This is a genomic window from Pseudoalteromonas sp. SIMBA_162 (assembly GCF_046535955.1).
Taxonomy (GTDB): Bacteria; Pseudomonadota; Gammaproteobacteria; order Enterobacterales; family Alteromonadaceae; genus Pseudoalteromonas; species Pseudoalteromonas marina.
Genome location: NZ_JAWJBQ010000007.1, coordinates 84,258 through 110,283 on the forward strand (window position 1 = coordinate 84,258; position 26,026 = coordinate 110,283).

Below are 26,026 nucleotides of genomic sequence, written 5' to 3' on the forward strand. Positions count from 1 at the left end.
AATGCTATCTGTAAGTCAGTTGTCTATAGATTATGGCAGTAATCGCGTTGTGAGCGATTTGAATTTAACGCTTGGTGAAAACGAAATCCTAATGCTTGTTGGCCCCACCGGTTGCGGTAAAAGTACAATATTACAAGCACTCGCAGGCTTAATACCTATTTCTGAAGGTGAAATAAACGCAGATAAATGGCGTGCAACCCGTAATAAATCAGTGCCTCCTGAGAAGCGCAGTGTCGGTATGGTTTTTCAAGACTTTGCGTTATTTCCGCATTTAACGGTTGAGCAAAATATTTGTTTTAAATTAAAAGATCACAGTGTGGCAGATCAATGGATTAACCTACTTGGTCTTGAAGAGTTTAGGGCTAAGAAACCTGCGACCCTGTCTGGCGGTCAAAAGCAACGTGTTGCATTAGCACGTACTCTTGCTCACCAGCCTGACTTTGTATTACTTGATGAGCCGCTATCGAATCTAGATGCCGCGTTAAAAGACATGCTGCGTTGGGATATCCGAAACGCACTAAAAAATGCAGGTGTACCTGCTATTTGGGTTACCCATGACCAAGAAGAGGCACTATCGGTTGGGGATCGTGTTGGTGTTTTAAAAGGTGGGCAAATACAACAAATTGACACTCCCGAAAAATGCTTTAGTACCCCAAAAAACCGCTTTATTGCGCGTTTTTTAGGTGAAGCTAGCTTTATAAAAGGCACATTAAATAACGGCCAAGCACTTACCGATATTGGCAATGTGCCCGCGCATGGTGTTGACTGCGCTCAAGGCAATGTTGATGTATTGCTTCGCCCCGACGATGTTTTATTAGTACAAAGCAGTATAGGTAATAATGGCGAGGTTATTTGGGTACGCTTTGAAGGCGGTAGTCGATTATGCGCTATAAAACTTGCCTGTGGTACAGTAGTCACTAGCCGCGTGAGTCATGAACTGGTTGTACACCCTGGTGACAACGTACATGTTTCGCTAAGTACCTCTCATCCGCTGGCTGCTTTTAAAAACTAGCGCATTAAATATTTTACTTTAGAGGAAACTATGAACGGACCAAATCCAAATAACCCATCTCCAATGCAAGGGTTTCCTCAAGTAGGTTATTTAAAAAATTTTATTACGTCGCCTAATATAGAAGTCGGTGATTATACGTATTACGACGACCCTGATGGGCCTGAACACTTCGAAAAAAACGTACTTTATCATTTCGATTTTATTGGCGACAAACTTATTATTGGGAAGTTTTGTGCCATAGCAAAAGATGTAACGTTTATAATGAATGGGGCTAATCATCAAAGTGCTGGTTTTTCTACCTACCCATTTTTTATATTTGGTAACGGATGGGAAAAGTCTGCACCTCAACCAGGTGACTTACCATTTAAAGGAAATACAGAAATTGGCAATGATGTGTGGATAGGCTATAACGCCACTATTATGCCAGGGGTAAAAATAGGAAGTGGCGCTATCATTGCTAGTAAATCGGTAGTGACCAACGATGTGCCTGCTTATGCTATCGTTGGTGGTAATCCAGCAAAAATAATCAAACAGCGGTTTGACGATAAAACGATTAATGCACTGCTATCTATTGCATGGTGGGATTGGAGCAGTGACAAAATCACTGCTCATTTAGATGCTATAACTCAAAATAATTTAGACTTACTGTCTAAACTATAACACTACCATTCAAACATATATGCCATTTTACTAATGGTTTTAAGCGGCACGTTATGCGAATTGCGTTTAGCGTATAAGTGCTGCATAGATTTATCTTTTACTTCACCCACTATCACTTCTTTAACTTGGTAACCTAAGGCAACAGCTGCTTGAGTGTATGCAACAAACTCCCATTTTTTTATATTGGTGTTGTCTACAATCACGAGCGGAATATCTTGTGCGAGCGCTTGAATAAAACGCGCTAAATTTAAATTATGGTATTGCGGTAATTTAAATTTATCAAAATGATATTCGCCCTGCTCATTTAAAAAATAATCGTCTGTTGAGCAAATTAAGTATTGGCTTTCATCTGCAGTCGCTAATTCGTCTGCTAAATTTTGTGCATAATACGACTTACCGCTTCCAGGTAGTCCACGTAAAATAAAAACTTGTTTCATAGCATCCATTTCTAAAGTAATGGTCAGTATTGAGTAATCAAAAAATATATAATGCCACAAAATCGCTAAACTTCAGAGCAGCAAATTACAAACTTAGTCATTTGTGCCTAAAAATCGACTAAAAATAAACCGCATTGATAAAAACTTATAAAGAGTTGCCCGCAATAGTTTTTTTATTTTACTTTACTAGGTAAGATACAGGGTTCTAGTACAGCACCATCTATAAATAAAATATGGTTTATATACTGTACATATTTAAATAAATAAAGTTAGGCAACTTATATCATTGGAGTGAAGATGAGCCATTTAGCGATTTCAGAGCTATTAAAAGGCAATGTTGCGGTAGACAGCCAAGTAACAATTAAAGGCTGGATCCGTACTCGCCGCGATTCAAAAGCAGGAATATCATTTTTAGCCGTTCATGACGGTTCGTGTTTTGATCCTATTCAAGCGGTAGTTCCTAATTCACTAAATAATTATGATGAAGTTACTAGCTTAACAGCCGGTTGTTCTGTATCGGTTACTGGTGTTTTAGTTCAATCTGCGGGCAAAGGCCAATCGTTTGAAATTCAAGCGAATACGGTCACTGTATTAGGTTGGGTAGAAAACCCAGATTCATACCCAATGTCGGCAAAACGCCACAGCATTGAATACTTACGTGAACACGCTCACCTTCGCCCACGTACTAACATGATTGGTGCAGTAACACGTGTACGTAACTGTTTAGCACAAGCCATTCACCGTTTTTATCACGAGCAAGGTTACTACTGGATCAGCACACCTATTATCACAGCAAGTGACTGTGAAGGCGCAGGTGAAATGTTCCGTGTATCTACACTAGATATGCAAAACCTACCGCGTACAGATAAAGGCGATGTTGATTACAGTGAAGACTTTTTTGGAAAAGAAGCATTCTTAACTGTATCTGGCCAGTTAAACGGTGAGACTTACGCGTCTGCAATGTCAAAAATTTATACGTTTGGCCCTACTTTCCGTGCAGAAAACTCAAATACTTCACGCCACTTGGCCGAGTTTTGGATGGTTGAACCTGAAGTAGCATTTGCAGATTTAGAAGACATCGCAAAGCTTGCTGAAAACATGCTTAAGTACGTATTTAAAGCGGTACTTGAAGAGCGCCGTGACGACATGGAGTTTTTTGCTCAACGTATCGAAAAAACTGCTATTAGCCGTTTAGAAGAATTTGTTGAAAAAGACTTTGCACAAGTTGATTACACAGACGCAGTAGAAATTCTTAAAAACTGCGGTAAGAAATTTGAGTTTGATGTTGAATGGGGTGTAGATTTACAGTCTGAGCACGAACGTTACCTAGCAGAAGAACATTTTAAAGCACCGGTAGTAATTAAAAACTACCCACGTGATATTAAAGCATTTTACATGCGCCAAAACGAAGACGGCAAAACCGTTGCTGCTATGGACGTAGTTGCACCGGGTATTGGTGAAATCATTGGTGGTTCTCAACGTGAAGAGCGCCTTGATGTACTTGATGCGCGCCTTGAAGAAATGGGCTTAAACAAAGAAGATTACAGCTGGTACCGCGACCTACGTAAATACGGTAGTGTGCCACATTCAGGCTTTGGTTTAGGCTTTGAACGCTTAGTTGCTTATGTAACAGGTATGGGCAATGTACGTGATGTAATCGCCTTCCCTCGTACTAAAGGCAGCGCAACTTACTAGATGAGTATTTACTAAATTGTTTAAAATTAAAAACCAGCCAATTGGCTGGTTTTTTTATGGCTAAAATTTAACGTATAAAAAAAGCCGCAGCACCCATCAGGCACCACGGCTTTCAACCAGAATAAGGTTTAATAAATGGTTATAGTGCGTTTTCTAATTGCGGTAACACATCAAATAAATCGGCAACGAGTCCATAGTCTGCAACCTGAAAAATAGGTGCATCGGGATCTTTGTTAATTGCAACAATCACTTTTGAGTCTTTCATACCCGCTAAGTGTTGAATGGCTCCGCTAATACCCACTGCGATGTATAAGTTAGGCGCTACAATTTTACCTGTTTGCCCTACTTGCATATCATTAGGTACAAAGCCTGCGTCTACCGCAGCGCGCGATGCACCAATAGCGGCACCTAGTTTATCGGCAACGCCATTTAATAACGCAAAATTTTCGCCATTTTGCATACCACGACCGCCAGATATAACCACCTCAGCAGCGGTAAGTTCTGGGCGCTCTGACTCAGTTTGCTCAACGCTTACAAACGTACTTAACTGTGAGTCCGATACTGTATCTAAAGTATTAATACTTGCAACGGCTTGCTCGCCTTGTAAATCAAAACTACTTGCGCGTACGGTAATCACCTTTTTAGCATCAAGTGATTTTACAGTCGCAATAGCGTTACCGGCATAAATTGGGCGTTTAAACGTATCAGCATCTATTACATCAATAATTTCAGATATTTGTGCTACATCTAAAAGGGCCGCAACACGTGGCATAAAATTTTTGCCTGTGGTAGTTGCACTTGCCACAATATGACTGTAGTTGTTAGTTAACGACATAACTAAATCGGTCATGCTTTCTGCTAGTTGGTGTGCATAAGCTGCATTATCTGCAACAAGCACACTCGCAACGCCTTCTATACTTGAAATAGTCTCGCTCATACTGGCGATGTTTTCACCGGCCACTAATACATCAACAGGAAAACCCATTTGAATAGCCGCATTAATTGTTTTTGAGGTTTCTGGTTTTAAGGCACCGTTGTCGTGCTCTGCAATTACAAGTGTTTTCATTTAAATCACCTTTGCCTCTGTTTTTAATTTTTCTACAAGTTGTGCAACGTCTTCTACAATAATACCACCACTACGTTTAGCCGGTTCTTCTACGCTAACAAGCTGAATACGAGGTGTTAAATCTACACCTAAAGAGTCTGCAGCTATTACATCAAGCGGCTTGCGTTTTGCTTTCATTATATTGGGTAGTGATGCATAACGTGGTTCGTTCAAACGTAAATCTGTAGTGATAATGGCTGGCAATGAAAGCGCGACCGTTTGCAAACCGCCGTCTACTTCACGCGTAACATTTACTTTTCCATCAGCGACGACCACTTTAGACGCAAACGTACCTTGCCCACGATTAGTTAATGCTGCAAGCATTTGACCCGTTTGGTTATTGTCTGAATCAATCGACTGCTTTCCTAAAATAACAAGCTCTGGCGCTTCTTGCTCAACAATTTTCGCGAGTAATTTTGCAATGTGTAATGACTCTAATTTTTCATCGGTTTCGATGTGGATTGCTTTATCTGCACCCAGTGCAAGCGCTGTGCGTAATTGTTCTTGCGATGTTTTAGCGCCAATAGTAACAGCTACAACTTCAGTGGCTGTACCGGCTTCTTTTAAGCGAATAGCCTCTTCAATTGCAATTTCACAAAATGGGTTCATCGCCATTTTAACGTTCGTTAAATCTACATCGCTGTTGTCACTTTTGACACGCGCTTTTACGTTGTAATCTATAACGCGTTTTATTGGTACAAGAACTTTCATAGGAACTCCATAATTATTTAAACCTACAACCTAACGTGTACGTCAACCTATTTATTTTATGAAATCAGACTACTTCCTGTTGACGTAAACGTCAACCTAAAATAACCTTTAACTATTCACAGCCTGTAACGAAAAATTGGCATTGTAATAAATAGGCTGAATACCTTATTCAAATACTGAGGCAGTATTGAGTGAGTCCGTCATAAATAAAGAGGTTATTATGGTCGAACGTGAAACCATGGAATTTGATGTAGTTGTTGTAGGCGCTGGACCTGCAGGACTTGCTAGTGCAATAAAACTCGCACAACTTGCACAAGAAAAACAACAAGAGTGCATGATTTGTGTTGTAGAAAAAGGCTCAGAAGTTGGGGCGCATGTTCTATCGGGCGCTGTATTTGAAACAAAAGCGTTAGATGAATTACTACCAAATTGGCAAGAGCAAGGTGCGCCAGTAACTACAAAAGTTACAAATGATGAAATTTATTGGTTTAATAACGAAGAAAAAGCAACATCAATCCCCCACTTTGCTACGCCTAAAACATTTCATAATAATGGTAACTACATTGTTTCAATGGGTAACGTATGCCGCTGGCTAGAAGAGCAAGCTGAAAGTTTAGGCGTAGAAATATTTCCAGGCTTTAGCGCACATTCACTTATTATTGAAGACGACGCAGTAAAAGGTATTGTTACGGGTGACATGGGCGTTGATAAAGAGGGTAATGAAAAAGATGGCTACATGCCAGGCATGGAGCTAAGAGCTAAATATACTATTTTTGCTGAGGGCTGCCGAGGCCATTTAGGCAAACAACTTATAAACCAGTTTGCACTTGATGCTGACTCATCGCCTCAACATTATGGCTTAGGCTTTAAAGAAATATGGCAAGTAGATGAGTCTAAGCATCAACAAGGTAAAGTAGTTCATGGCACAGGTTGGCCGTTAAGTGGTGATACGAGCGGTGGTGCATTTATGTATCATAGCGAAAATAATCAGGTCGTTGTTGGCTTAATTGTTGATTTAAATTACACAAACCCGCATTTAAGCCCGTTTGATGAATTCCAGCGAATGAAACATCATCCTGTTTTTAAACACGTACTTGAAGGCGGTGAGCGTATTGCTTATGGCGCGCGTGCTATTGCAAAAGGTGGATTACACTCTTTACCTAAAATGCATTTTCCTGGCGGATTATTAGTAGGCTGTGATGCAGGCACATTAAATTTTGCAAAAATTAAGGGAAATCACACAGCAATGAAATCGGGCATTATAGCCGCTGAAGTCATTTTTGAAGCATTAGAAAATGAACAAGCTAATACTGATTTAGTAAATTACCACACGCAGTTTGAACAATCTTGGGCTTATAAAGAGCTTTATCAGTCTCGTAATTTTGGTCCGGTGATGCATAAGCTAGGTAAATTTTTAGGGGGTGCATACAACACGCTCGATCAAAATGTATTCAACGGTGCTTTACCATTTACCTTTAAAGATGATGTACCAGATTACTCTACGCTGGTTGATGCTAACATTGCTGAAAAAATAGCTTACCCTAAGCCTGATGGTTCACTTAGTTTTGATAAACTTTCAAGTGTGTTTTTATCAAACACTAACCATGAAGAGTCTCAACCTTGTCACCTAAAACTTAAAAACACAGCAATACCAATAAAAGTTAATCTTGTGAAATTTGATGAACCTGCGCAGCGCTATTGCCCAGCAGGTGTTTATGAAGTGCAAGAAATAGAAGGTAACAACGAGTTTGTAATTAATGCACAAAACTGTGTTCACTGTAAAACCTGTGACATTAAAGATCCGAGCCAAAACATCACTTGGGTTACCCCAGAGGGCGCTGGCGGCCCTAATTACCCCAATATGTAATATCTTTTACATATAAATTATAAACATATCCTAAATTGCAGGGGCTTCGGCCCCTTTTTTGCGCTATGCTGATTGTATAACTAATAAAAAGAGTAAAGCTTATGCCGTCGTCAAATGTTGTTTTTCGTTTTTTAGCAGAACCTACCGACGTTAATTTTGGTGGGAAGGTACATGGTGGTGTGGTTATGAAGTGGATTGACCAAGCTGGCTATGCCTGTGCTGCTGGCTGGAGTGGTCATTATTGTGTAACCGTATCGGTGGCAGGTGTTAAATTTAGACGCCCTATTCTGGTTGGTCAAATAGTAGAAGTGGAAGCTAAAATTGCACATACCGGTAAAACAAGTATGCAAATATTTATACAAGTTCGGTGTGGCGACCCTAAAACACAGAACATGGTTGAAACAAATCACTGTGTAATAAGCTTTGTTGCCATGGATGAAACGGGTTACCCCGTTGCAGTGCCAGAGTTTAAAGCAGTCTCCAATGAAGATATAAAATTAGAAAACTACGCAATTAAAATGAAAGAAATTGCGATAGAAACCGAAAACTTACTTCATCAAGTGTAAATACGCATTAGCTAATTTTTGTACTGTAAAAATCACCTAATGCTTTGTAAAAAATACAATTTATTTAAAATCGCTAAATCTTAGCAGTTAGCGATTTGTTTAATAAAAACCCTAAATAACCCAAATAACTAATCCAAAAATACTAGTTTAGCTGTATTAGTAATCAATTTAATCATTGGCATGTTCACTGCAAATAAGTAATTGAAGTTTGAAAAATCAAACCATTTTATTTTTTAAAGGAGCTATTTAATGATTAAATCACTTTCACTTTCAGCACTGGCGCTAGCAACACTTGGTTTTAACTCTGCGGCGCAGGCAGACATTTCCGATTTTGATTCTCCACGTATTTATACCGGTATAGGTTACGGACAGTACTCTTTTGAGTTTGAAGACAGTGAAAACGATACTGATTTTGATGATGACGCACAAATGCTCAAAGGGTATGTTGGTACGCAATTTAATGAATATTTAAGTGTAGAGCTGGCTTATCAAAACTTTGATGAAGTTAGCGATATTGATAGCAAAGCTGAAATTGACGGTGTGTCATTGGCCGCGCGTTTAGGTATCCCATTAACTGAGAGCTTTTCGGTTTATGTCAAAGGTGGTTGGTTAGAATGGGATGCAGATATAAAACAAGAACTCCCTGTTGGAAGCGTTTCTACTTCACAAGATGGCGGTGACGCATTTTATGGTGCTGGTTTAGAGTTTGCTTTTTCTAGCAATGTGCAAATGCGTTTAGAGTACGAGCGTTACAAACTAGACGATGATATTGATCCTGATATGGATGTAGCATCAGTTTCACTGCAATACATGTTTTAAACTATAAACAAGTTGTTTAACAAAGGTAAGCTTAGGCTTACCTTTTTCTGCTTCATATAAACCACTCAGTCTAAAAGCCATTTTAAACCATTTAGTCTAATTAAATAAATTGCTCTGCTGTGATGCGATGGCCTGTAAATAAAGGTAGAATACCCGCCTATTCTATTTGTACTTGAGTAACATGAGCGACTACAGCATTTCGGCCGTTGGCCACATACAATCTCCCTATAAACAAAAGTTTGCCATACCAAGACAACCTCGTTTAGTACCTGAAGCCAAAGCAAAACTTATTTTTGCGCCTGATTTTAACCGCGAAGAATTTGTACGCGGCATTGATGAATTTACCCACATTTGGTTATTGTTTCGCTTTCATGAAACCGCAGATAAAGGCTACTCGCCCATGGTACGCCCTCCTCGCTTAGGCGGTAATGAACGCAAAGGTGTATTTGCTACTCGTGCTACTTTCAGACCAAATGCCATTGGTATGAGTGCAGTAAAGCTTGAGGGCATAGAATATAAAAATGGCCAACTCAGTTTATTACTTGCCGGAATAGACCTGCTTGATGGCACGCCCATCATTGACATAAAACCCTACTTGCCTTATTCAGATGCCATGCTTGACGCAAGTGCTGGCTTTGCAGATACACGCCCAGAAACACAAATGAGTGTAGAGTTTACCCCTGAAGTGACTTTATTCATTGAGCAGCAAACTCAATACCCTGAATTATTGAACTTTATTAGTAATGTTTTAAAACAAGATCCACGCCCTGCTTACAAAAAACAAAAAGACGGCGAGCAGAGCTATGGAATGACATTGTATGATTACAATATACGCTGGCAAGTTAATGGCGAGCACAACCTAGTAACAAGTATAGAAAAAAGCTAAATAACTCACTTAGCGCTTTTGTGTAAAAGCAACCGCTGGTAAACTTAAGCTCTATTAAAAGAACATATTACTCTATTTCGGAAAAATAATGCGTACCAGTCAATATATACTCGCAACACTTAAAGAAACGCCTTCAGATGCTGAAATTGTATCGCATCAGTTAATGCTTAGAGCCGGTATGATCCGTCGCGTCGCTTCGGGTTTATACACTTGGTTACCCTCTGGTTTACGCGTTTTGCGTAAAGTTGAAAACATTGTTCGTGAAGAAATGGACAAAGCAGGCGCAATAGAAATGCTGATGCCTGTCATACAGCCTGCTGATTTATGGGAAGAGTCAGGCCGTTGGAGCGAGTTTGGTCCAGAGCTAATGCGCTTTACAGACCGTCATAATCGTGAATTTGCACTTGGTCCAACACATGAAGAAGTAATCACCGATTTTGTTCGCAAAGAAGTGAATAGCTATAAACAGTTACCACTTACTTTATATCAAGTACAAACTAAAGTACGTGACGAACGACGCCCTCGTTTTGGTGTTATGCGCGCACGCGAATTCACCATGAAAGACGCTTATTCATTTCATATGAGTGAAGAATGTTTAAATAATACGTATCAAGCAATGCACAAAGCATACTGCAATATTTTTGAACGTTTAGGCCTAGATTACCGCCCAGTAATTGCCGATACAGGGTCTATTGGTGGTAGCGTGTCTCATGAATTCCATGTTTTAGCCGAATCAGGTGAAGACGCTATCGCATTTAGCGATGGTAGTGATTACGCCGCTAATATTGAAAAAGCCGAAGCCCTTGCCCCAACAGAGCCTCGTGCTGATGCTACAAAAGAATTAAAAGCGTTCCCGACTCCAGATGCTAAAACAATTGAAGAGCTTAAAAAGCATTACGGTGTTAAACCACACCGTAGTGTTAAAACGTTAATCGTTTATGGTGCCCCAGATGAAAACGAACAACGTGGTTTAGTTGCCCTTGTTATTCGTGGCGATCACGAATTAAACGAATTGAAAGCGGAAAAGCACCCTCTCGTTGACTCACCGCTTGAAATGGCAAAAGAAGCAGACATCATTGCTGCAATCGGCGCAAAACCTGGCTCACTAGGTCCTGTAGGATTAACAATGCCAATTATTGTTGACCGCACAGCCAACGTAATGGCTGACTTTGTAGCCGGTGCTAATATAGACGACGAACACTTTAGCGGCATAAATTGGGACCGTGATGTAACTAACTACGACGTTGCTGATATTCGTAACATTGTAGAAGGCGATCCTAGCCCTTGTGGCCAAGGCACATTACAAATTAAACGTGGTGTTGAAGTAGGACATATATTCCAACTTGGCACAAAATACTCAGAAGCCATGAAAGCAGGCGTATTAAACGAAGATGGCAAAAACCAAGTAATGACCATGGGTTGTTACGGTGTAGGTGTATCGCGTATTGTGGCTGCTGCTATTGAGCAAAACAACGATAAATACGGTATTATTTGGCCACAATCTATTGCGCCGTTCGACCTTGCTATTGTACCAATGAACATGCACAAGTCGCATCGTATTCCTGATATTGCAAACAGCCTTTACCAAGGTTTAAAAGATGCAGGTGTGGATGTGTTATTTGACGATAGAAAAGAGCGCCCAGGTGTCATGTTTAATGATATGGAGCTTGTAGGTGTGCCTTTCACACTTGTAATTGGCGAACGTAACCTAGACGAAAATAAAGTAGAGCTTAAAAATCGTCGCACAGGTGAAAAGCTAATGATTGACATAGATACCGCTATTGAAAGCATTAAAGCAGCTATGCAAGCCTAAACACTTATTCGTTATTCAATAACGTGAATGCAAAAACCGCTTTTTGAAGTGACCCCAATAAGTTGGACTCATTTCTAAGCGGTTTTTTTATGCCTAAATTTTGTGTCATATAGCTTTACTAAAAATGTCGTGTAACTGTCATTTTTTCTCTCTAAAGTAATTTATAGCTAACAAAACTAACGAGGGACAATATGAAAAGTGCTGAACAAAAGGCTAAATACCCTGCTATATGGATATCAGATGTTCACCTAGGCTATAAAGATTGCAGAGCTGATTATTTACTCGATTTTCTAAGCGCTGTTGAGACTGACGTTTTATATTTAGTTGGCGACATTATTGATTTATGGTCTATGAAGCGCCAATTTTATTGGCACCCCTCTCACTATCAAATACTTAATTGCATTCAACAAAAAGCGGCCAACGGAACACGCGTAATTTATATACCAGGAAACCATGACGAAACCTTTAGAAACTATATAAATCAAACCCTGTTTGGCATAGAAGTCCACCAGCAGTATATTCATGTAACTCAAGCCAATAAACGCTTTTTGCTCGTTCACGGCGATGACTTTGATAGCGCAACTCGTTATAACAAAATTATTAGCATTGCTGGCGATGCAGGCTACGATTTGCTTTTATTTTTAAATCGTTGGAGCAATAAAATAAGAAAGTTGTTTGGGGGTAATTACTGGTCGTTAGCGTCGTGGATAAAAGCACGAGTTCATAAGGCACGCGAAGCAATAAATGCATTTGAAGACGCAGCTATTCATGAGGCAAAAAAACAAAACGTAGATGGAATTATTTGTGGGCATATACACCACCCTAAAATAAAAGTGTGCGACGGCATAGTGTATTGTAACGACGGCGATTGGATAGAAAACTGCACCGCCTTAGTGGAACAAGCCGATGGAAAAATAGAACTGCTTCACTGGTCAGATACACACACAGTTTTAGACAGCGCCGACATATCTAACATTTCATCGCCACTAATGAGTAATGACGATGCGAAAACTAATAAGTCAGCGGCTTAACCACTGACTTATTAAGTTACACCTCTAAATACGCAGGTTAATTTAAACACTTCATTAACCTGTCTTTCAGCGTTTTAGGTTTTATAAGTTTGACAACATAGTCGTTCATACCAATAGCTGTACTTAGCAACGGATCTATGTATTTACTTTCATACCAAAGGATATGCCCTAAATAAGAGCTATAGAATCAAAACCTAATTGTATTAACGCTATCTTGCAGGTGTTTTTTAAAAACGAGGCTTTTTAGTTCGCACTTTAATTCAATTTGTTCAATGTCATAAATATAGCTTCTAACGTTTATTCAAATATATACAAATAAGGCAACACAATCAGCAAAAAGAGTCCCGCAGCTATACCAATTAGATTATTACTTTTAGCAATATCAAAAAAACACTCCTTTTTTAACATTTACCTCCAAGACTTTCTCGCTACTGTGTTGTGTATTAAAAACTAAATAAGGACCCTAAAACTAAAGTGAACTATTTGAGTGTATTTTGATTATTCAAACCTTCTTTTACAACAAATATGGCGATGGCGACACAAAAGATAAATCCTCCCCCTATACAGATATAGTTGATTATTGGGCTGGATTCAGTATCTAAAGTCATCGAAAAAAGTCCATAGCTTAATATAAGCAAAGCGACTAGAGATGAAATTATTAACACGGTGGCGCTTTTCATTCTATAACTCCTGTTTTTTTGGCGTAATCATTTAAATTCTGCATAAATTGAATCGATTCATGCGTTATATCCTTAATGATAAACTGAGGCTCTATTTCAAGCTCTCCTTCATCTATGCTATTTTTATTAACAGTCTTTAAAAAAACTGCTTTTCTTTCATTATGGAGTGAGATTTCCGTCGGCAACTGCTCTGTGTCGTACTTAAATTTACGCATAAAGTCTATTAAAGGTACATCTAAAAAACCAACAAGCGCTTTACCAAAATAAGTATCTTCTCGCGCTCGTTCTAACAGCCAAGTATAATCAGTAGAAGATAAAAATTGATTTGGGAATGCACTTGTTTTAACTGTTTGCACTTTATCACCATCTAAATATCCTACAAATAAGTTATCTCCTTCCTTTTGATAAGCAATGTAGTTATTAGGGTCGTTTTTAGGATCTAAGCTCATTTCGTAAATTTGCTCTTTAGTAAAACCTGGAGCATGTTGCAGCATACCCGCTAAAGCTTTATCACCATTTTCTTTATTTACAGCATAATCTAACCTGTATGCGATATTTTTTTGATAGTCTAAAATATATTGGCCATCGTCTCTAATGGTCATTTCTGTGAAGGTTTTATTTGGCAAAATATAATCTGTACGAAGGTATTTATCGGTTACCTTTATTTTAATGTATGCAAAATGATTCAGCTCTTTAGTGACTTGATAATTAAGTGTTAGGTTAATTTGCGCATGTGCATAACCACAAAAAACCACAGTGATAAAAACTATTAATTTAACAATATTTTTCAACATTTCATCCTTAAAACTTAGGAATTAAAAAGCGATGTAACCACGCTATATTAAGCTGTTATCAGCGCCTGTACTAAAGTACCTATTAGATTAAATAGATATAACTTTTTCTAGGTTCATAACAAGTATAATGAGTATGAATAAAAAAACGAATAATCCCACGTGCCGCTTAAATGGGTAAACCATTTGACTTGCTCTATCTAATGAAACTGGGTATTGGTATTTTAATAACGAATATACTAGGGCTTCACTATCAACACTCCAGTGCGTCAGCGAAATGCTCTGCCCTTTTGTGGTATTAAAAACAAGCGATATTAAGTGTGACCTTTTTGTAGTTCTGCCAATAGAGTCATCAATTGAATCGTAGTTGTAATTCCATTTAGCCTCAATGCTAATAATATCCTGCTTAGTTAGTGTACGCGGTGTTTTATCAGTAAATAATAGTGCGGGTAAATAAAGCTCGTCACCATTTACTATAATGGAGCTTAAAGGCGCTGCTTTAATAAAGTAGTATTTATTACAAACAATAACCCTAGCAAAGTAATAGCTTAAATAAGTTATTACTAAAAATGCAAAAGATGATTTCCAATTTTGTGATGAATAAGCAATAAATAGTGTAAGCAAAGCAAAACACACGACGACAAAATGAACTAAGCTTTTCTTACTATCAGGGAGCGGTAGCGCACACCTAAGTATGGGAATATTATTTTTAGCCTCCGCATTACCTAAAATAGTATGTTGCGGAAATATTTTTGTAAATTTGTTCACCGTTGCTGAGTTTGTTTTTTCAGCCTCGGCCTCTTCACGTTTAGCTGCATAAACGCGCTCAACGGTTGACAGCTTACTCGCCACTAACTGTGCTTGTTTGTCTTGTTTGAAACACCTAAACGTATAAGTGCTCAATTTACCTTCTGCTGAAGTGTAATTAATATCTATGATATTTACAGCTTTATCTGCTCTAAACGATATTGTGTTTATACTGTTTGTATCAATGCTGTGGTGACTATACGTGAAGATTTCTTTCTTAAAAAAATAAGCCCCCAACTTTATATCTATTCGATTATTGTGTTCATCAAATTTTAATCGGTGTTGAAACATCAAAAGCACAATAATTAATAAAACATCAAGCCCATCGCTTGTATCAAAAATAAAGCCTTGACTTAAAACATCGAGCACAAGCCCTGCTACTGTTAGCCAAATGAATAGCCATTTAATCGTTTCTAATAGTGATTTTAATATAATTGAATTAGCCAAAATTCCCTCTTTGAATAAAAAAGTATGCTTAGTTACATACTCTCATAATATATAAATACTTAAAGTAGTCGAAAAGCTAATTAACTAGACGCAACAATGATTATCCAACCGTCTTTTTTGGTATATTTAAAGCCACAACCATCCGACACTAAGTTCTTTTCGCCATATTTAGCCTCAATTTTAACTTGAGCAAAAAGAGGTTTTGTCTCTGTTGATATCTTTTGAGATAAAACCTCGAATTCAGGGCTTGTTACATACTTTTGAAATTTTTCTGCCTTTTTACTCAAATATGCAATAGCGCGTTTTTTTTCGTCTTCCGTATCTTTAAAATGCTTTGGTACAAAAGACATCAAGGTATCAATGTCTTTATCAGCTTTTGCTTGTCTAAACTCTTCGCATTTTTTTATAAATAAAGGGTCTTGATTATCCTTGGCAGGAAAATTTACGTTAGATTCATTAGCAAAAGCTGCTGTACTTAATACCATAATGCTAGAAAACGCTATTAATTGGGGTTTCATTTCAAATCCTTTGTTAACGGAACAAATAAGGGGGACGTTGTGTAAATATTAAGTTTTTCACTTTTATTATTTTGCTCTGTAGCAGTCGCGTTCATAGTAAATTCAAAACCGCCCTCTACTGGTTTCCAAGTAAAACCATCTACTTCCGGAGGACCAGATAAAATTCGACCCTCTTTATCAATACATGCTAACCCCCCTAATAAGGTATCTTCGTTTTCTAGCGCCCATAAGTCCTCTCCCATTACAGCCAATAGCATTGTGCAGCTATGCTTACTCCCCTCAATGCTTACATCATAGATTAACATGCTATCGCCAGATTCAAACTTAATTGAATCTTCAATAACCCCCGTCACTAAGTGGGAGTCTACACACCCTTGCAAAACTAATGAACCAAGCAATACACACATGGTTTTTTTTAACATAACGTTCCCTTATTCACTCTTAATTATTATTTTTATGTTCACTTTTTAATTTTTTATAAAGATCGTCTGCTACTGCTGTGGCTTTACCAATAATGCTATAAGAGTCATCTTTTAAAAATGCGTCAATCGACTCTTGCCTTAAATTTTCTTCATACCAGTATTTAAACTCTTTGTATGATACTAAATCACTTATTTTATTTTTTAACTGTTGCACATTCTCAACTTTGTTTTGATATGCAAAAGCACGTAAAACAAAAGATTTAAGCGTACTATCAACACTTAGCTCTATTTGGCTATCATCGGCTATGTAACTTTGGAATAATCGAATGCCATCTTTGTAATAAAGAGAAATATAATCAGTGGTTGAGCTTATTTGTACCTGTTTGTTATTAAAGGCATTAATGCCATAAAACTCCCCGTCTAAATTATCTACATAAAAAGGCCCCTTAATATGTAAGTAATCGGGCATTACAACCTTTAGCAATATAACGTTTTCTTTTTTGATACTTGAATAGTTACTTTCACCATATACATTTTGTAAGCTAAACCAGCCTGTACCAACATCACTAGGCACAATAAAACTAGCATTAGTATCATCTATATAATCCAACTGTATTGATGGGCCATCTGCAAAAACTAATGCAGTACCACTTTCTAAATTTGCACCAGTTATTAATACTTTATCGCCTTCGACTACATTTTTAGTCGGAATGCCTGTAATAACTGGTGTTTTTGGATGCAGTAATGTGGCATCAATACTGTTGATTTTATAGCCATCTATAGCAATAAAAAATGTAATGGGTTCTCCGCCCAACGCTACCTTTGGATAATTAGGTATAACAAATTCAATTTTATTCTCGGATGTAATCGTCACTGGTAAATTAACGACTGGCTGTTTGTCATCCCCTTTTAACATTATCAAATGTGCCGCATCACCTTTTAGGTTTTCTGCATTTAAATTAGCAGGGAAAAACGGCCTAACTTTGTTAATAAATACGGCTTCGTCACTATGAGAGTATGTTACAGAGCTAATGACTGGGGTATTTGATGGGTATAAGTTATTTATATCAATTAGTTTTATTAGTGGCTGAGTGTCATTTTCATCAAACAAAAAGTCGCCATCGTCGTCTGTATCTAAAAAATTAGGGATGCCATCACCATCAAGGTCATAACGGATAAACTCAACTAAGTTTACTTCTTCAGAATCTAAAACTACATTATTGTCACTGTCTAAGTCTATAAAGGCTGGTTTTTTATCACCATCTAAATCGTAGGTTTGTTCTATAGCATCAGTAATGCCATCATCATCACTGTCTAAATCAAGCCAGTTTGGAATGCCATCACTGTCGACATCATGACTAAAGATAAAGTTAGCTGTATAAATATGGTACTCATTTCCATCGGGTATTTTATCATCATCGGTATGTTGCCCAAGGTGATTCATTCCCAAAGCAAGCTCTTTGTTTGTGGGAACTGCGTCTTTATCTATATCAATAAACGCATGTACCTTATATGTAAAGCTATCTGCACCTAAGTTGTTTCTATCAGTAATACTTAAATTATATTCACCCGCTTGCTTAGGCGAGAAGGTAATAACCTGACCGACTTTACCAACGTGTTCAATGTTTGTAGGTATAGAAGAAATAACATCGCCATTATTATTAATAATCGTTAAAGACGGTGTAAAACGTGAATCATCTTTAAAAAGTATAAACGTCACTGATAAGTCTTCAAATAGCATTGAGCTGGGGATATTAAATTTAAAATCATCTATATCTACATTTTTAGCAATAACCCCCGCCGCTTTAAAAGGCAGCGTACCAACTGGATTTGCTTGGCCAACGTTATTATTAAACTCTTGTTCTTGAACGACCAGGATTGTGGTTTTAGCAGCATCAAACGGATAGTCATCTTGTTCATCTGGTACACCATCGCCATCTTCATCTTTGTTTTGCCATGTACCAATATGTGAGGGTGATTTAACTATTTTTGCTTGAACGTGTGTTGTATATGTTACCGAGCTAATAGCACAGCTAACACTTAACAATGAAAGGTAAAATAGGGGTATTTTCAAGAATCCATCCTTGTTGGTTTATCCATAAAGCATTTACAGTTATAAACTGTACCTAATTTATATAAAGTATGCAATTTAATCAAAAATGATAATTAGAGCAATCAACTGTATATACTTTAAGTGAATTAAAGCCTACAGCTTATACACCCTAAAGATTTAATATGCCTTTTTAGTAAGCCCTTCATAAAACATAGCGAGCAAACCGTACATACTTAAAAGTCCGCCAATATACATTAACCCAAAAGTAGTGGTTTGCGAGAACTCTGGCTGAATTGTAAAGCGGTATAACCCTATACTTAATAACGTAATTCCCAGTACGGCAATTAAAATTATACTAAATCCTTTAATCATAACGATCCCTCTGGTTAAAGCTTTGTGTGTTAATGAATGCTTTTTAAATAATAACTTAAGTTGAAAATTTCTGCTTGAGCTAAAAAATTGATTTCAAATATCCTGTCCCTATCCAATACAAATAAAGACCTATCATTATAAAATTACCACCCATTGACATAACCCGCATCAAAATAAACATAACGCTGCCCCCGCCGTCGGTAAGGCCATACTTGTAACTCACCGGATAGTCAAAATAAATGCAAAGATAAAGCAAGTTTAATGTTGCGATGGTATTTGGTTTAATTGTATAGCGTTCATTGTTTTTTAACACCACAACCGCTTGGGAAATATGTGAACGTTTTTCTTGATAGCCTTGCCCGCTTGAGCGCATATACCCGTAGCTAAATTGTATGTAATCTATATCTGCTTTAGCTAAAGTAATATGTTGCTGTTTAGATAATGGCTCTGTAACTATAGTTAACTCATCTTTACTTACTTCAAAAGCGGCTTTGTAATTAAAGCCATACCTTTGCCAAATTAACACCTTTCGCAAAAACCATAGTCCCAAGAATAAAGGAATATATATAAAAAACAAACCACTAATCCAGTCCTCTTCAACCCAGACATGACTGTACAATGCAAGCGCTAACAATGCGATTGCAAATAAAAACTCAATCCCAAAATTTAGCCTAAATAATTTAGTCACTACCGGCATAGTGATTTTACTCGTAGGGGTTAAGGCGTCTTTTTCAGGTAAATTTACGAGCCTAAACCAAAACTTGTCATCCAATTGTATATCTAACTTTTCGCTTTGCATTACTAATCTCAACAGTAAACTATAAAAAAGAGCATGTAATATAAATTACATGCTCTTTTTTTTAATATGCACGAACTAATCTTGCAGTAAATTGACCATATACCACTTGCCGTCTTTTAAACCAAAACGGCATTTGTCATACATTGTGGTTTTCTCATTATGTCGCTTATCAATAGTATCAAACTTGTAATATATAAATGCTTGCTCTGTATATCCCCACTTTTTATACGTTCCTTTAACAACGTTATACTCAGTATCCTCAGAGTAGTTAACAAGCTTTGATTCGACAAGACGAAAGTTTTTAATACCATCGTACTCTTTTTCATAGTATTTTTTATGTGCCCTATCAACATGTTTGGTGATCGCTTTATCTGCATTGGGGATATGATCTAGAGGTGTATACAATTGTTTAAATAGCTGTTCATCTTTATTTTTTACTATTTCTACCGCTTTAAAGCAGTTTTCTTTTGGGATCGTTAAATCAAGCTCTGCGTGGCATGTAAAGCTTGCTAATAACGACAATGGAATTAGGTATTTATTCATTATTTATCCTTAAAACATTAGGGCCTGACCTATTCGATTGAAAAGCTAGCCGCGTTACTTTTTCCAAACTGATTACTTACCCAGTAACGCCAGCCACTGAGTTGACGTGGCGTTTTAACTTTAATGGTTTTTTCATCTATATAAATGCTATTAACAGTCACATTTTTAAAATGAACAACCGTCTGCTCATTAAAATTTTCACCTATAAGAGTAATTGTTTCTCCTGCACTGATGCTTCGCTTTTCAGGTTTTAAAAGTGGGGATTTACTCTTATTTACTTCAATTGGTTGGGCATCACTAATAACCTCATCATGAGCTAAATATACATAAGCCTCGCCTATCTTACTTGGCACCTCTACACTTATATATGTTTTGCTTGCTTCAATTTTAGCTATGGTCGGTTTTAAGTTAATAAGATCATCAGGGTATTGAAAAACAAGGACCAAATTTTTTGCATCTGCTGGTAAGCCATCTACTTCAAACTCTACTTTATCCCCAGCTCTAATAAAATCTCGAATAGAGTGCCCTTCAAAGGACATATTATAAACCCAACGCACAAGTAAACGATTTTGATTAGGCCCTGTTAATTTAACAGTTTGAGATTTTTTACGACGTTGCGTATCGTAAATATCTAATATTAAATCGTCGTCATCATCTAAATCTAAGTGATCTAATTTTCCATCATCATCAAAATCAAGTGAATGGTTAAAATCACCAATTTCTATTTCATCATCTAAGTTATTACCATCAGCATCAAGGTCTATATAATTTGGGAAGCCATCTTTATCTAAATCTTCAATGCCTTCTATTTTATCAGAGAACGAATCACCATCAGAGTCAGTATCTTGCCAATTAGGTATTCCATCTTCATCAAAATCTATATAATTATTCAGTAAAACATACTCTAACCCATCTAAAATACCATCTTCATCTTGGTCATTCTTAATAAGGTTACTGCCAAATGCACGTTCCTTCTCATCATCAAAAGCATCTACATCTTCGTCATAAAATAAAACCATACTGTAGATTAAATCAGGGCCACCACCGTAATTATTATCCATTACACTTAGTTGATAACGACCCGCCTCAAACATATGAAAATTAACAATATGCTTTCCAAATTTCTTATATTCGCTAATAACATACTTACTAATTACTCTGCCTTCTGAATTTGAAACATAAACTTGCGGGTCAAATCGTTTAGCTGCACTTTCGAATACAGCAGTGACCATAGTTCCATCATCAACGTTAAAACCATATAAATCACCTTTGTCTGTTCTTGATGAAATAACGCCCTTAACTTTAAAACCTTTACCAAGCTCTACTGGAGTTGCAACAGATGGGTTATCGTTAGGTTCTTTTTCGAAATAAACAGGGTATTGAGTTTTACTCGCATCAAACGGATAGTCATCTTGCTCATCTGGCACACCATCACCGTCTTCATCTTTATTTTGCCACGTACCTATATGGGTGGTTGGCTGAATGTTTTTTGCATGTGAATTTGGTATATATGTTAGCGTGCAAAAAGCACAGCTAACACTTAAAAGCGAAAGATATATTAGTTGTGTTTTCAAGAGTCCATCCTTTTTTAATTATCCAATTTTTATAATTTAGTGCTGATAACGCTAAAAGCTAAAAAAGATGTGTATTAAGTACTTATATAATAAATACTTACTTTACACATCCTTAAGGTTAGCATAGTGCGCGTGGCTGTTTTCCAACTAGCGAAAATGTTATCTATCTTTATTTTTAGCATCGAAAAATTACCAACTTAGCTTTTTAGCATTTACTAAGTTGGTTATATAAGATTTTTAAATACATTAATTTGCATCAGACAGCCTTTCAACTAACTCAACACGACGGTTAAGCTCTCGACCTAGTTCATTTTTATTAGTCGCTGCCGGAGAATAAGGCCCAACGCCTTGAGGGATTAACCTTGTTTTGGCAATGCCATAATCAGCTATTAACGCTTTAACTACCGCATTAGCTCTGCGTTTAGATAGATCGAGATTATATTCTGCAGATCCTTTGTCGTCTGTATGCCCAACTACATACAAACTCAATTTTTTATTTTTTTCAAGAACTTGTGCTATCACATCTAGAGATTGCTTGGATTCGGGTTTTATAACTGCTTTATCATAGTCAAACAGTACACCATAAATAGACGCTTTACCCTTTTGCTTGAGCTGCTCTAGTACTTTATCGCTATTTGTTTCTATTAACCCTGTTATTAGTGGCTCGGTTCGCATAACTAAAAGCTGAATACGAGAATCACCTTTATAGTTGCCTATGAAAAACGCTACGTAAGTAGTCTGCCCCTCAAATGTGCTTTTCATAACTTGGTAACGAGGTTGACCCCAGTAATTGTTAACACCTTTTAATGCAAGGATATCGCCCAATTTGATTAAGTCCTCACGAATTAGTCTACTGCGGGTATTATTACTACAGGCATTTTTCTGGCAAGTGAAAACAGTTTCAAATCCTTCCTTTACTAAAGCACTCAGATAGTTGTGATAAATTTTAAGTGTTGACACATTTTTCACAGCATAAGTAATTTGTGTTAAATCGCCTGTTACATCAAGCATTGGAAGCTTTCTGGTCTTTTTATCAGCAATACCAATAGGAATGCTAAATTCTTCATAATCAACTTGTTTGTAATCTTCAATATAACTGCCTGGATAACGACTGATTAACGGGTGGTCAGCCGATCCACCTTTATCTTTGCGAGGGGGGGTTGTTGTTTTTGTGTCATTTTGTTTTTTGAATGCATTAAAATCAGCCGTGATAAGGCCTGTTTCAATGTCTTTTATATCCACAGAGGTTAATAATATTCGTGTCAGATTATCATTTTGTCCTACGAATAATGAAATTGCGGCGTCTGGTTGTGCACCTCCCTTTGTTGCGAAAATATAATGCGGTTTATAGAACTGGCTACTGGGATCAAAGTAACTAGATTTTTCAGCTAATCGCTTTTTATCGCTTCGTCTATCACCTGAATAACACTCATTTAAAGAGCATCTGTAAATTACCTCAAAGCCAGCATTCTTTAATGCATTTTCATAATTTTTTGCTACCTTCAACGAAGCAACGTTTCTTATTGTATATTCATAATGAGCTGTATCACCAATAAATGTTGCAAACTCAAACTGTTTAGATTTTTCTGCATTAGGATCAAACTTTGTCATTAACTGAGTTTCTTCACCCGCTAGAGTAACTGAATCATCTAATTTTGCTTTTGGATACGGTGACAATAATGGCTTTGCTTGCACACTTGATACACCAATTAAATAGATTATAAATAGCTGGAGTATTTTTATAACTTTATTGTTCATTAAAATTCCTTTTTTTATAGGTTCGGCTCTAAAAATTAGTTTATTTAGAAAACGTTAAATATTCTAATACTTTAACTCGTAAATTAAAACTTAACATATTGGTATGCATGAGTATTTTTTTATATTAAAAAGCCAATGCAATTGGCTTTGAAAAGTCACTCATATCAGCTAGCCATTTTTTAATTAAGTTCTCATATAAACTTAATTAGAGCTAGGTTTTAACTCAACATGAAACCTGTTAAGTTAACCAGCCTATTTAACTGGTTTCCACAGCGATTTTGAAGCGTTCTAATATTAGCTACTTATTAAAACTCGGCAAGGTACATCGCTATTATAGGAAAGTTAGCTAAAATGCCAGAAACGCGTAAGAATATATAGCCGATACTAGAGCCCCCTCCTTCAAATGATTTTTTATAAATTAATGGGTAATCAAAGTAATACAACAAAAACAAAACATTAAACAACCCCACTCTGTTAACGTTCAACTCAATGTTTTCGCCTGTTTTTAGGTTTATAAAAGCCCTATTTAGCGCAGCATTTACTTGAATTTGTGTATCAGACACTTGATTGCTAAGGTTATAATTAAATATTACCGACTCGATATCATCCCTTTTGAATAATCTGCTTTGTTTTAATGAATCATTTATAAAAGGGTAAACTTTAATTTGTTCTTTGCTTATGGTCATCACGTGTTTTGAACTAAGCCCAAACTTGCGCCATATAAGAATGCGTTTTAAAAATAGGGTACCAATAAGAAGCGGTATATAAATAACTAAACCAGCTAAGCTATAGCTATCAACTAACCAAAGTCCGGCCACCAATGAAAGTGAAATTAAAGCTACGGTGAATAGTAACTCTATTGGAAAAGACAAATGACATAATAAACGCAATAAAGGAAGTTTAATTTCACTTGTAGAGCTTAAGGTATCCTGCTCTTTAAAGTGAACATTTTTAAACCATTTTTTATCGTCTAGGCTGGTTGGCTGTTCATTATTAGTCATATTTAGCTTCTTAATAAGTTGACCAAAAGCCACTTGCCATCAACTTGCCCAAACTTACATTTTCCTTTTATTGTTACGTTGTCTTTCTTTTTACCAAGAAATATTTTTGATGTTGTAAATGTATAATTAACCCTCAACTCATCAATGTAACCATACTTCAATGCATTCTTTTGAGATGTTTGATATATACTGTTTTTAGCATCCTCAAGTACCTCAGTACCAACAATTGTAAAGTTATGGATACCCAAATAATGATTTTTTGTATAATGATCATGCTCACGAGCTAACATTCCTTTTACAATACTTTCGTCCATATCTTTAGGCAGCGGGGCATAAAGCTGCTTGAAAAGCTCATAATCCTGATTTAAAACGATATCTACTGACTTTTTACAATTTTCGATTGGGATGCTGTAGTCAACGGCACTTGCCGTAAATGATAAAAGTAATGATTGAGCCAGTGTAAAAAAAGCGATTTTTTTCATAGTTTTCTCCTGTAATTTTCGATTTGTGTGCATTTTACTCATTTGCTGAGTTTATAAGTACACCATAGACACTCTGCACTTTTCTGTTTAATAGATTATCTGTTTATAAAGTTTTAGCGTCTCAATCAAAAAAATTTCTAATATCATCAACAAAAGGCTTATTAATATGATCAGCTAACTCTTTTGCGATATTTCTAACATTTTTATGTGCGCGACTGTAACCTAAAGTAACCCTAGATAAATTTTCAAACTCAACATGGTATTGAAAAAACTCTTTTTTTATAGGGTGGCGAGTGGCTATTACACTTGTGATATCCTTCAATTGATAACGCACAGTCCTAATTGAATAAAGTGAACTGGATTTAAATTCAAGCACACTATTATTTGCAGGCACACTTAAGCGCGATTTTAAAAAAAGCAAATGCCAACATAATGTAGAAACACATGCCCACGCAAATAGGTTAAAATCGGCTTTATCGTAAGAAAAAACTAATTGAGCAATACAAATAAGCCCAATAACGAAACCTGTCGCTCTAAACATCCCCATATCTTTGTAAATATAAAAGGCGCCATCTGATGATTTACGAGACTTTGGCTTCATAGTAAACTCAGTATATTTGCAAATAAAAACAGCGCAAAAAAAGGCAGTGTAAGCTTGGCGTAATCTTTTATTCGCCATAAAACTGGCGCAGGGTCGTTTAGAAATGGTTTCATCTTAAAAATGTCCTTATTATTTTGATAGTTTTATTTAGTTATTAGCTCAGGGTTTGCACCACTGTGAGTTTTAATGAAAGCATTTGTGTTTAAAATTAAAGCTAACATTAAAGCCAGTGACTCAGCATCGCTTCGGCTATTTAATAAATAGCGTTGATTGGCAACTACTAGCCGCCACTTATTTTGTAAATCAGTATCGGGCTCAACGTTAAACCCTTTACTATGTAAATAAGCATGTTGTTTGTGCTTTATACCGAGTATTGAAATACTGTAATAACAACCTTTGCTTGCAGTTGTAAATACCAGTAACACTTTGGCACTAAGCAATAAAAGTGATAAACACCGCCGTTGCCCATGCGTAAAACGTAAATGATAAACTTTGTGTACTTGCACCTAGCGCCAACACAGCAAATATAACTCCTAAGGTACGAGCGAGACCCGTTGCTTTGGTTTTAAATGCTAT

26 protein-coding genes are annotated in these 26,026 nt (G+C 36.8%); 9 read left to right on the forward strand and 17 right to left on the reverse strand.

The window, feature by feature from the left end:
- Nucleotide 1 precedes the first annotated feature (1 nt).
- Together R0J88_RS07220 and R0J88_RS07225 are read left to right on the forward strand one after the other, a co-directional pair.
- On the forward strand, nt 2-1,012 hold the full coding sequence (locus R0J88_RS07220; RefSeq protein ID WP_410899532.1) for an ABC transporter ATP-binding protein: 1,011 nt from the start codon (nt 2-4) through the stop codon (nt 1,010-1,012).
- A gap of 30 nt (nt 1,013-1,042) precedes the next feature.
- The gene (locus R0J88_RS07225) at nt 1,043-1,672 is read left to right on the forward strand and encodes a Vat family streptogramin A O-acetyltransferase (RefSeq protein ID WP_410899533.1); all 630 of its coding nucleotides are present in this window, start codon (nt 1,043-1,045) and stop codon (nt 1,670-1,672) included.
- A 2-nt stretch (nt 1,673-1,674) separates the two neighbouring features.
- Here the strand turns inward: R0J88_RS07225 and R0J88_RS07230 are convergent, their stop codons facing one another.
- Nucleotides 1,675-2,109, reverse strand: a complete 435-nt coding sequence (locus R0J88_RS07230; protein WP_008131176.1) for an ATP-binding protein — start codon at nt 2,107-2,109, stop codon at nt 1,675-1,677.
- A 297-nt stretch (nt 2,110-2,406) separates the two neighbouring features.
- On the opposite strand from R0J88_RS07230, the gene asnS reads away from it, so the two are divergent.
- Nucleotides 2,407-3,804: an asparagine--tRNA ligase gene (gene asnS / locus R0J88_RS07235; RefSeq protein WP_006793019.1), complete on the forward strand. Its 1,398-nt coding sequence runs from the start codon at nt 2,407-2,409 to the stop codon at nt 3,802-3,804.
- Nucleotides 3,805-3,943: 139 nt separating this feature from the next.
- Here asnS and R0J88_RS07240 read toward each other — a convergent pair whose 3' ends face one another.
- Both R0J88_RS07240 and R0J88_RS07245 read right to left on the reverse strand, forming a co-directional pair.
- On the reverse strand, nt 3,944-4,870 hold the full coding sequence (locus R0J88_RS07240) for an electron transfer flavoprotein subunit alpha/FixB family protein (RefSeq protein WP_410899534.1): 927 nt from the start codon (nt 4,868-4,870) through the stop codon (nt 3,944-3,946).
- Entirely contained in the window at nt 4,871-5,620 is a 750-nt protein-coding gene (locus R0J88_RS07245; RefSeq protein ID WP_006793021.1) for an electron transfer flavoprotein subunit beta/FixA family protein, read from the reverse strand.
- A 220-nt stretch (nt 5,621-5,840) separates the two neighbouring features.
- Between R0J88_RS07245 and R0J88_RS07250 the strand changes: the two genes are divergently transcribed.
- From R0J88_RS07250 to R0J88_RS07275, 6 genes are all read left to right on the forward strand, one after another.
- Nucleotides 5,841-7,487: a 4Fe-4S dicluster domain-containing protein gene (locus R0J88_RS07250; RefSeq protein ID WP_410899535.1), complete on the forward strand. Its 1,647-nt coding sequence runs from the start codon at nt 5,841-5,843 to the stop codon at nt 7,485-7,487.
- A gap of 101 nt (nt 7,488-7,588) precedes the next feature.
- Nucleotides 7,589-8,053: an acyl-CoA thioesterase gene (locus R0J88_RS07255; RefSeq protein ID WP_006793023.1), complete on the forward strand. Its 465-nt coding sequence runs from the start codon at nt 7,589-7,591 to the stop codon at nt 8,051-8,053.
- Nucleotides 8,054-8,302: 249 nt separating this feature from the next.
- Complete coding sequence (locus R0J88_RS07260) at nt 8,303-8,872, forward strand: outer membrane beta-barrel protein (RefSeq protein ID WP_410899536.1); 570 nt, start codon at nt 8,303-8,305, stop codon at nt 8,870-8,872.
- 181 nt (nt 8,873-9,053) lie between these two features.
- A complete protein-coding gene (gene tsaA, locus R0J88_RS07265) occupies nt 9,054-9,758 on the forward strand; it encodes a tRNA (N6-threonylcarbamoyladenosine(37)-N6)-methyltransferase TrmO (RefSeq protein ID WP_243530555.1) in 705 nt (234 codons plus the stop codon).
- 88 nt (nt 9,759-9,846) lie between these two features.
- Nucleotides 9,847-11,571 carry a proline--tRNA ligase gene (locus tag R0J88_RS07270; protein ID WP_410899537.1) on the forward strand — a complete coding sequence of 575 codons (1,725 nt, stop codon included), beginning with the start codon at nt 9,847-9,849 and terminating at the stop codon, nt 11,569-11,571.
- Between the two features lie 191 nt (nt 11,572-11,762).
- A complete protein-coding gene (locus R0J88_RS07275; protein WP_410899538.1) occupies nt 11,763-12,602 on the forward strand; it encodes a UDP-2,3-diacylglucosamine diphosphatase in 840 nt (279 codons plus the stop codon).
- A 676-nt stretch (nt 12,603-13,278) separates the two neighbouring features.
- On the opposite strand, the gene R0J88_RS07280 is transcribed toward R0J88_RS07275, so the two are convergent.
- The 14 genes from R0J88_RS07280 to R0J88_RS07345 all read right to left on the reverse strand — a co-directional run bounded on the left by R0J88_RS07280 (nt 13,279) and on the right by R0J88_RS07345 (nt 25,956).
- The gene (locus tag R0J88_RS07280) at nt 13,279-14,076 is read right to left on the reverse strand and encodes a hypothetical protein (RefSeq protein WP_410899539.1); all 798 of its coding nucleotides are present in this window, start codon (nt 14,074-14,076) and stop codon (nt 13,279-13,281) included.
- An 87-nt stretch (nt 14,077-14,163) separates the two neighbouring features.
- Nucleotides 14,164-15,327, reverse strand: a complete 1,164-nt coding sequence (locus tag R0J88_RS07285) for a hypothetical protein (RefSeq protein WP_410899540.1) — start codon at nt 15,325-15,327, stop codon at nt 14,164-14,166.
- An 80-nt stretch (nt 15,328-15,407) separates the two neighbouring features.
- Complete coding sequence (locus R0J88_RS07290) at nt 15,408-15,845, reverse strand: hypothetical protein (protein ID WP_410899541.1); 438 nt, start codon at nt 15,843-15,845, stop codon at nt 15,408-15,410.
- A complete protein-coding gene (locus tag R0J88_RS07295) occupies nt 15,842-16,267 on the reverse strand; it encodes a hypothetical protein (RefSeq protein ID WP_248461526.1) in 426 nt (141 codons plus the stop codon). Before R0J88_RS07295 ends, R0J88_RS07290 begins: the two co-directional genes overlap by 4 nt.
- 19 nt (nt 16,268-16,286) lie before the next feature.
- Nucleotides 16,287-18,341: a hypothetical protein gene (locus tag R0J88_RS07300; protein WP_410899542.1), complete on the reverse strand. Its 2,055-nt coding sequence runs from the start codon at nt 18,339-18,341 to the stop codon at nt 16,287-16,289.
- Nucleotides 18,342-18,497: 156 nt separating this feature from the next.
- Nucleotides 18,498-18,692 (reverse strand): hypothetical protein, encoded by a 195-nt coding sequence (locus tag R0J88_RS07305; RefSeq protein ID WP_410899543.1) that lies wholly within the window; start codon nt 18,690-18,692, stop codon nt 18,498-18,500.
- 79 nt (nt 18,693-18,771) lie between these two features.
- Nucleotides 18,772-19,380 carry a hypothetical protein gene (locus R0J88_RS07310; RefSeq protein WP_410899544.1) on the reverse strand — a complete coding sequence of 203 codons (609 nt, stop codon included), beginning with the start codon at nt 19,378-19,380 and terminating at the stop codon, nt 18,772-18,774.
- Between the two features lie 186 nt (nt 19,381-19,566).
- Nucleotides 19,567-20,034: a hypothetical protein gene (locus R0J88_RS07315; RefSeq protein WP_410899545.1), complete on the reverse strand. Its 468-nt coding sequence runs from the start codon at nt 20,032-20,034 to the stop codon at nt 19,567-19,569.
- Nucleotides 20,035-20,063: 29 nt separating this feature from the next.
- Entirely contained in the window at nt 20,064-21,608 is a 1,545-nt protein-coding gene (locus R0J88_RS07320) for an IPT/TIG domain-containing protein (protein WP_410899546.1), read from the reverse strand.
- Nucleotides 21,609-21,854: 246 nt separating this feature from the next.
- A complete protein-coding gene (locus tag R0J88_RS07325; RefSeq protein ID WP_410899547.1) occupies nt 21,855-23,366 on the reverse strand; it encodes an OmpA family protein in 1,512 nt (503 codons plus the stop codon).
- A 305-nt stretch (nt 23,367-23,671) separates the two neighbouring features.
- Nucleotides 23,672-24,367: a hypothetical protein gene (locus tag R0J88_RS07330; protein ID WP_410899548.1), complete on the reverse strand. Its 696-nt coding sequence runs from the start codon at nt 24,365-24,367 to the stop codon at nt 23,672-23,674.
- Nucleotides 24,368-24,369: 2 nt separating this feature from the next.
- Nucleotides 24,370-24,849: a hypothetical protein gene (locus tag R0J88_RS07335; protein ID WP_410899549.1), complete on the reverse strand. Its 480-nt coding sequence runs from the start codon at nt 24,847-24,849 to the stop codon at nt 24,370-24,372.
- Nucleotides 24,850-24,970: 121 nt separating this feature from the next.
- Nucleotides 24,971-25,528, reverse strand: a complete 558-nt coding sequence (locus R0J88_RS07340; RefSeq protein ID WP_410899550.1) for a hypothetical protein — start codon at nt 25,526-25,528, stop codon at nt 24,971-24,973.
- Between the two features lie 65 nt (nt 25,529-25,593).
- A complete protein-coding gene (locus tag R0J88_RS07345) occupies nt 25,594-25,956 on the reverse strand; it encodes a hypothetical protein (protein ID WP_410899551.1) in 363 nt (120 codons plus the stop codon).
- Between the last annotated feature and the right edge of the window lie 70 nt (nt 25,957-26,026).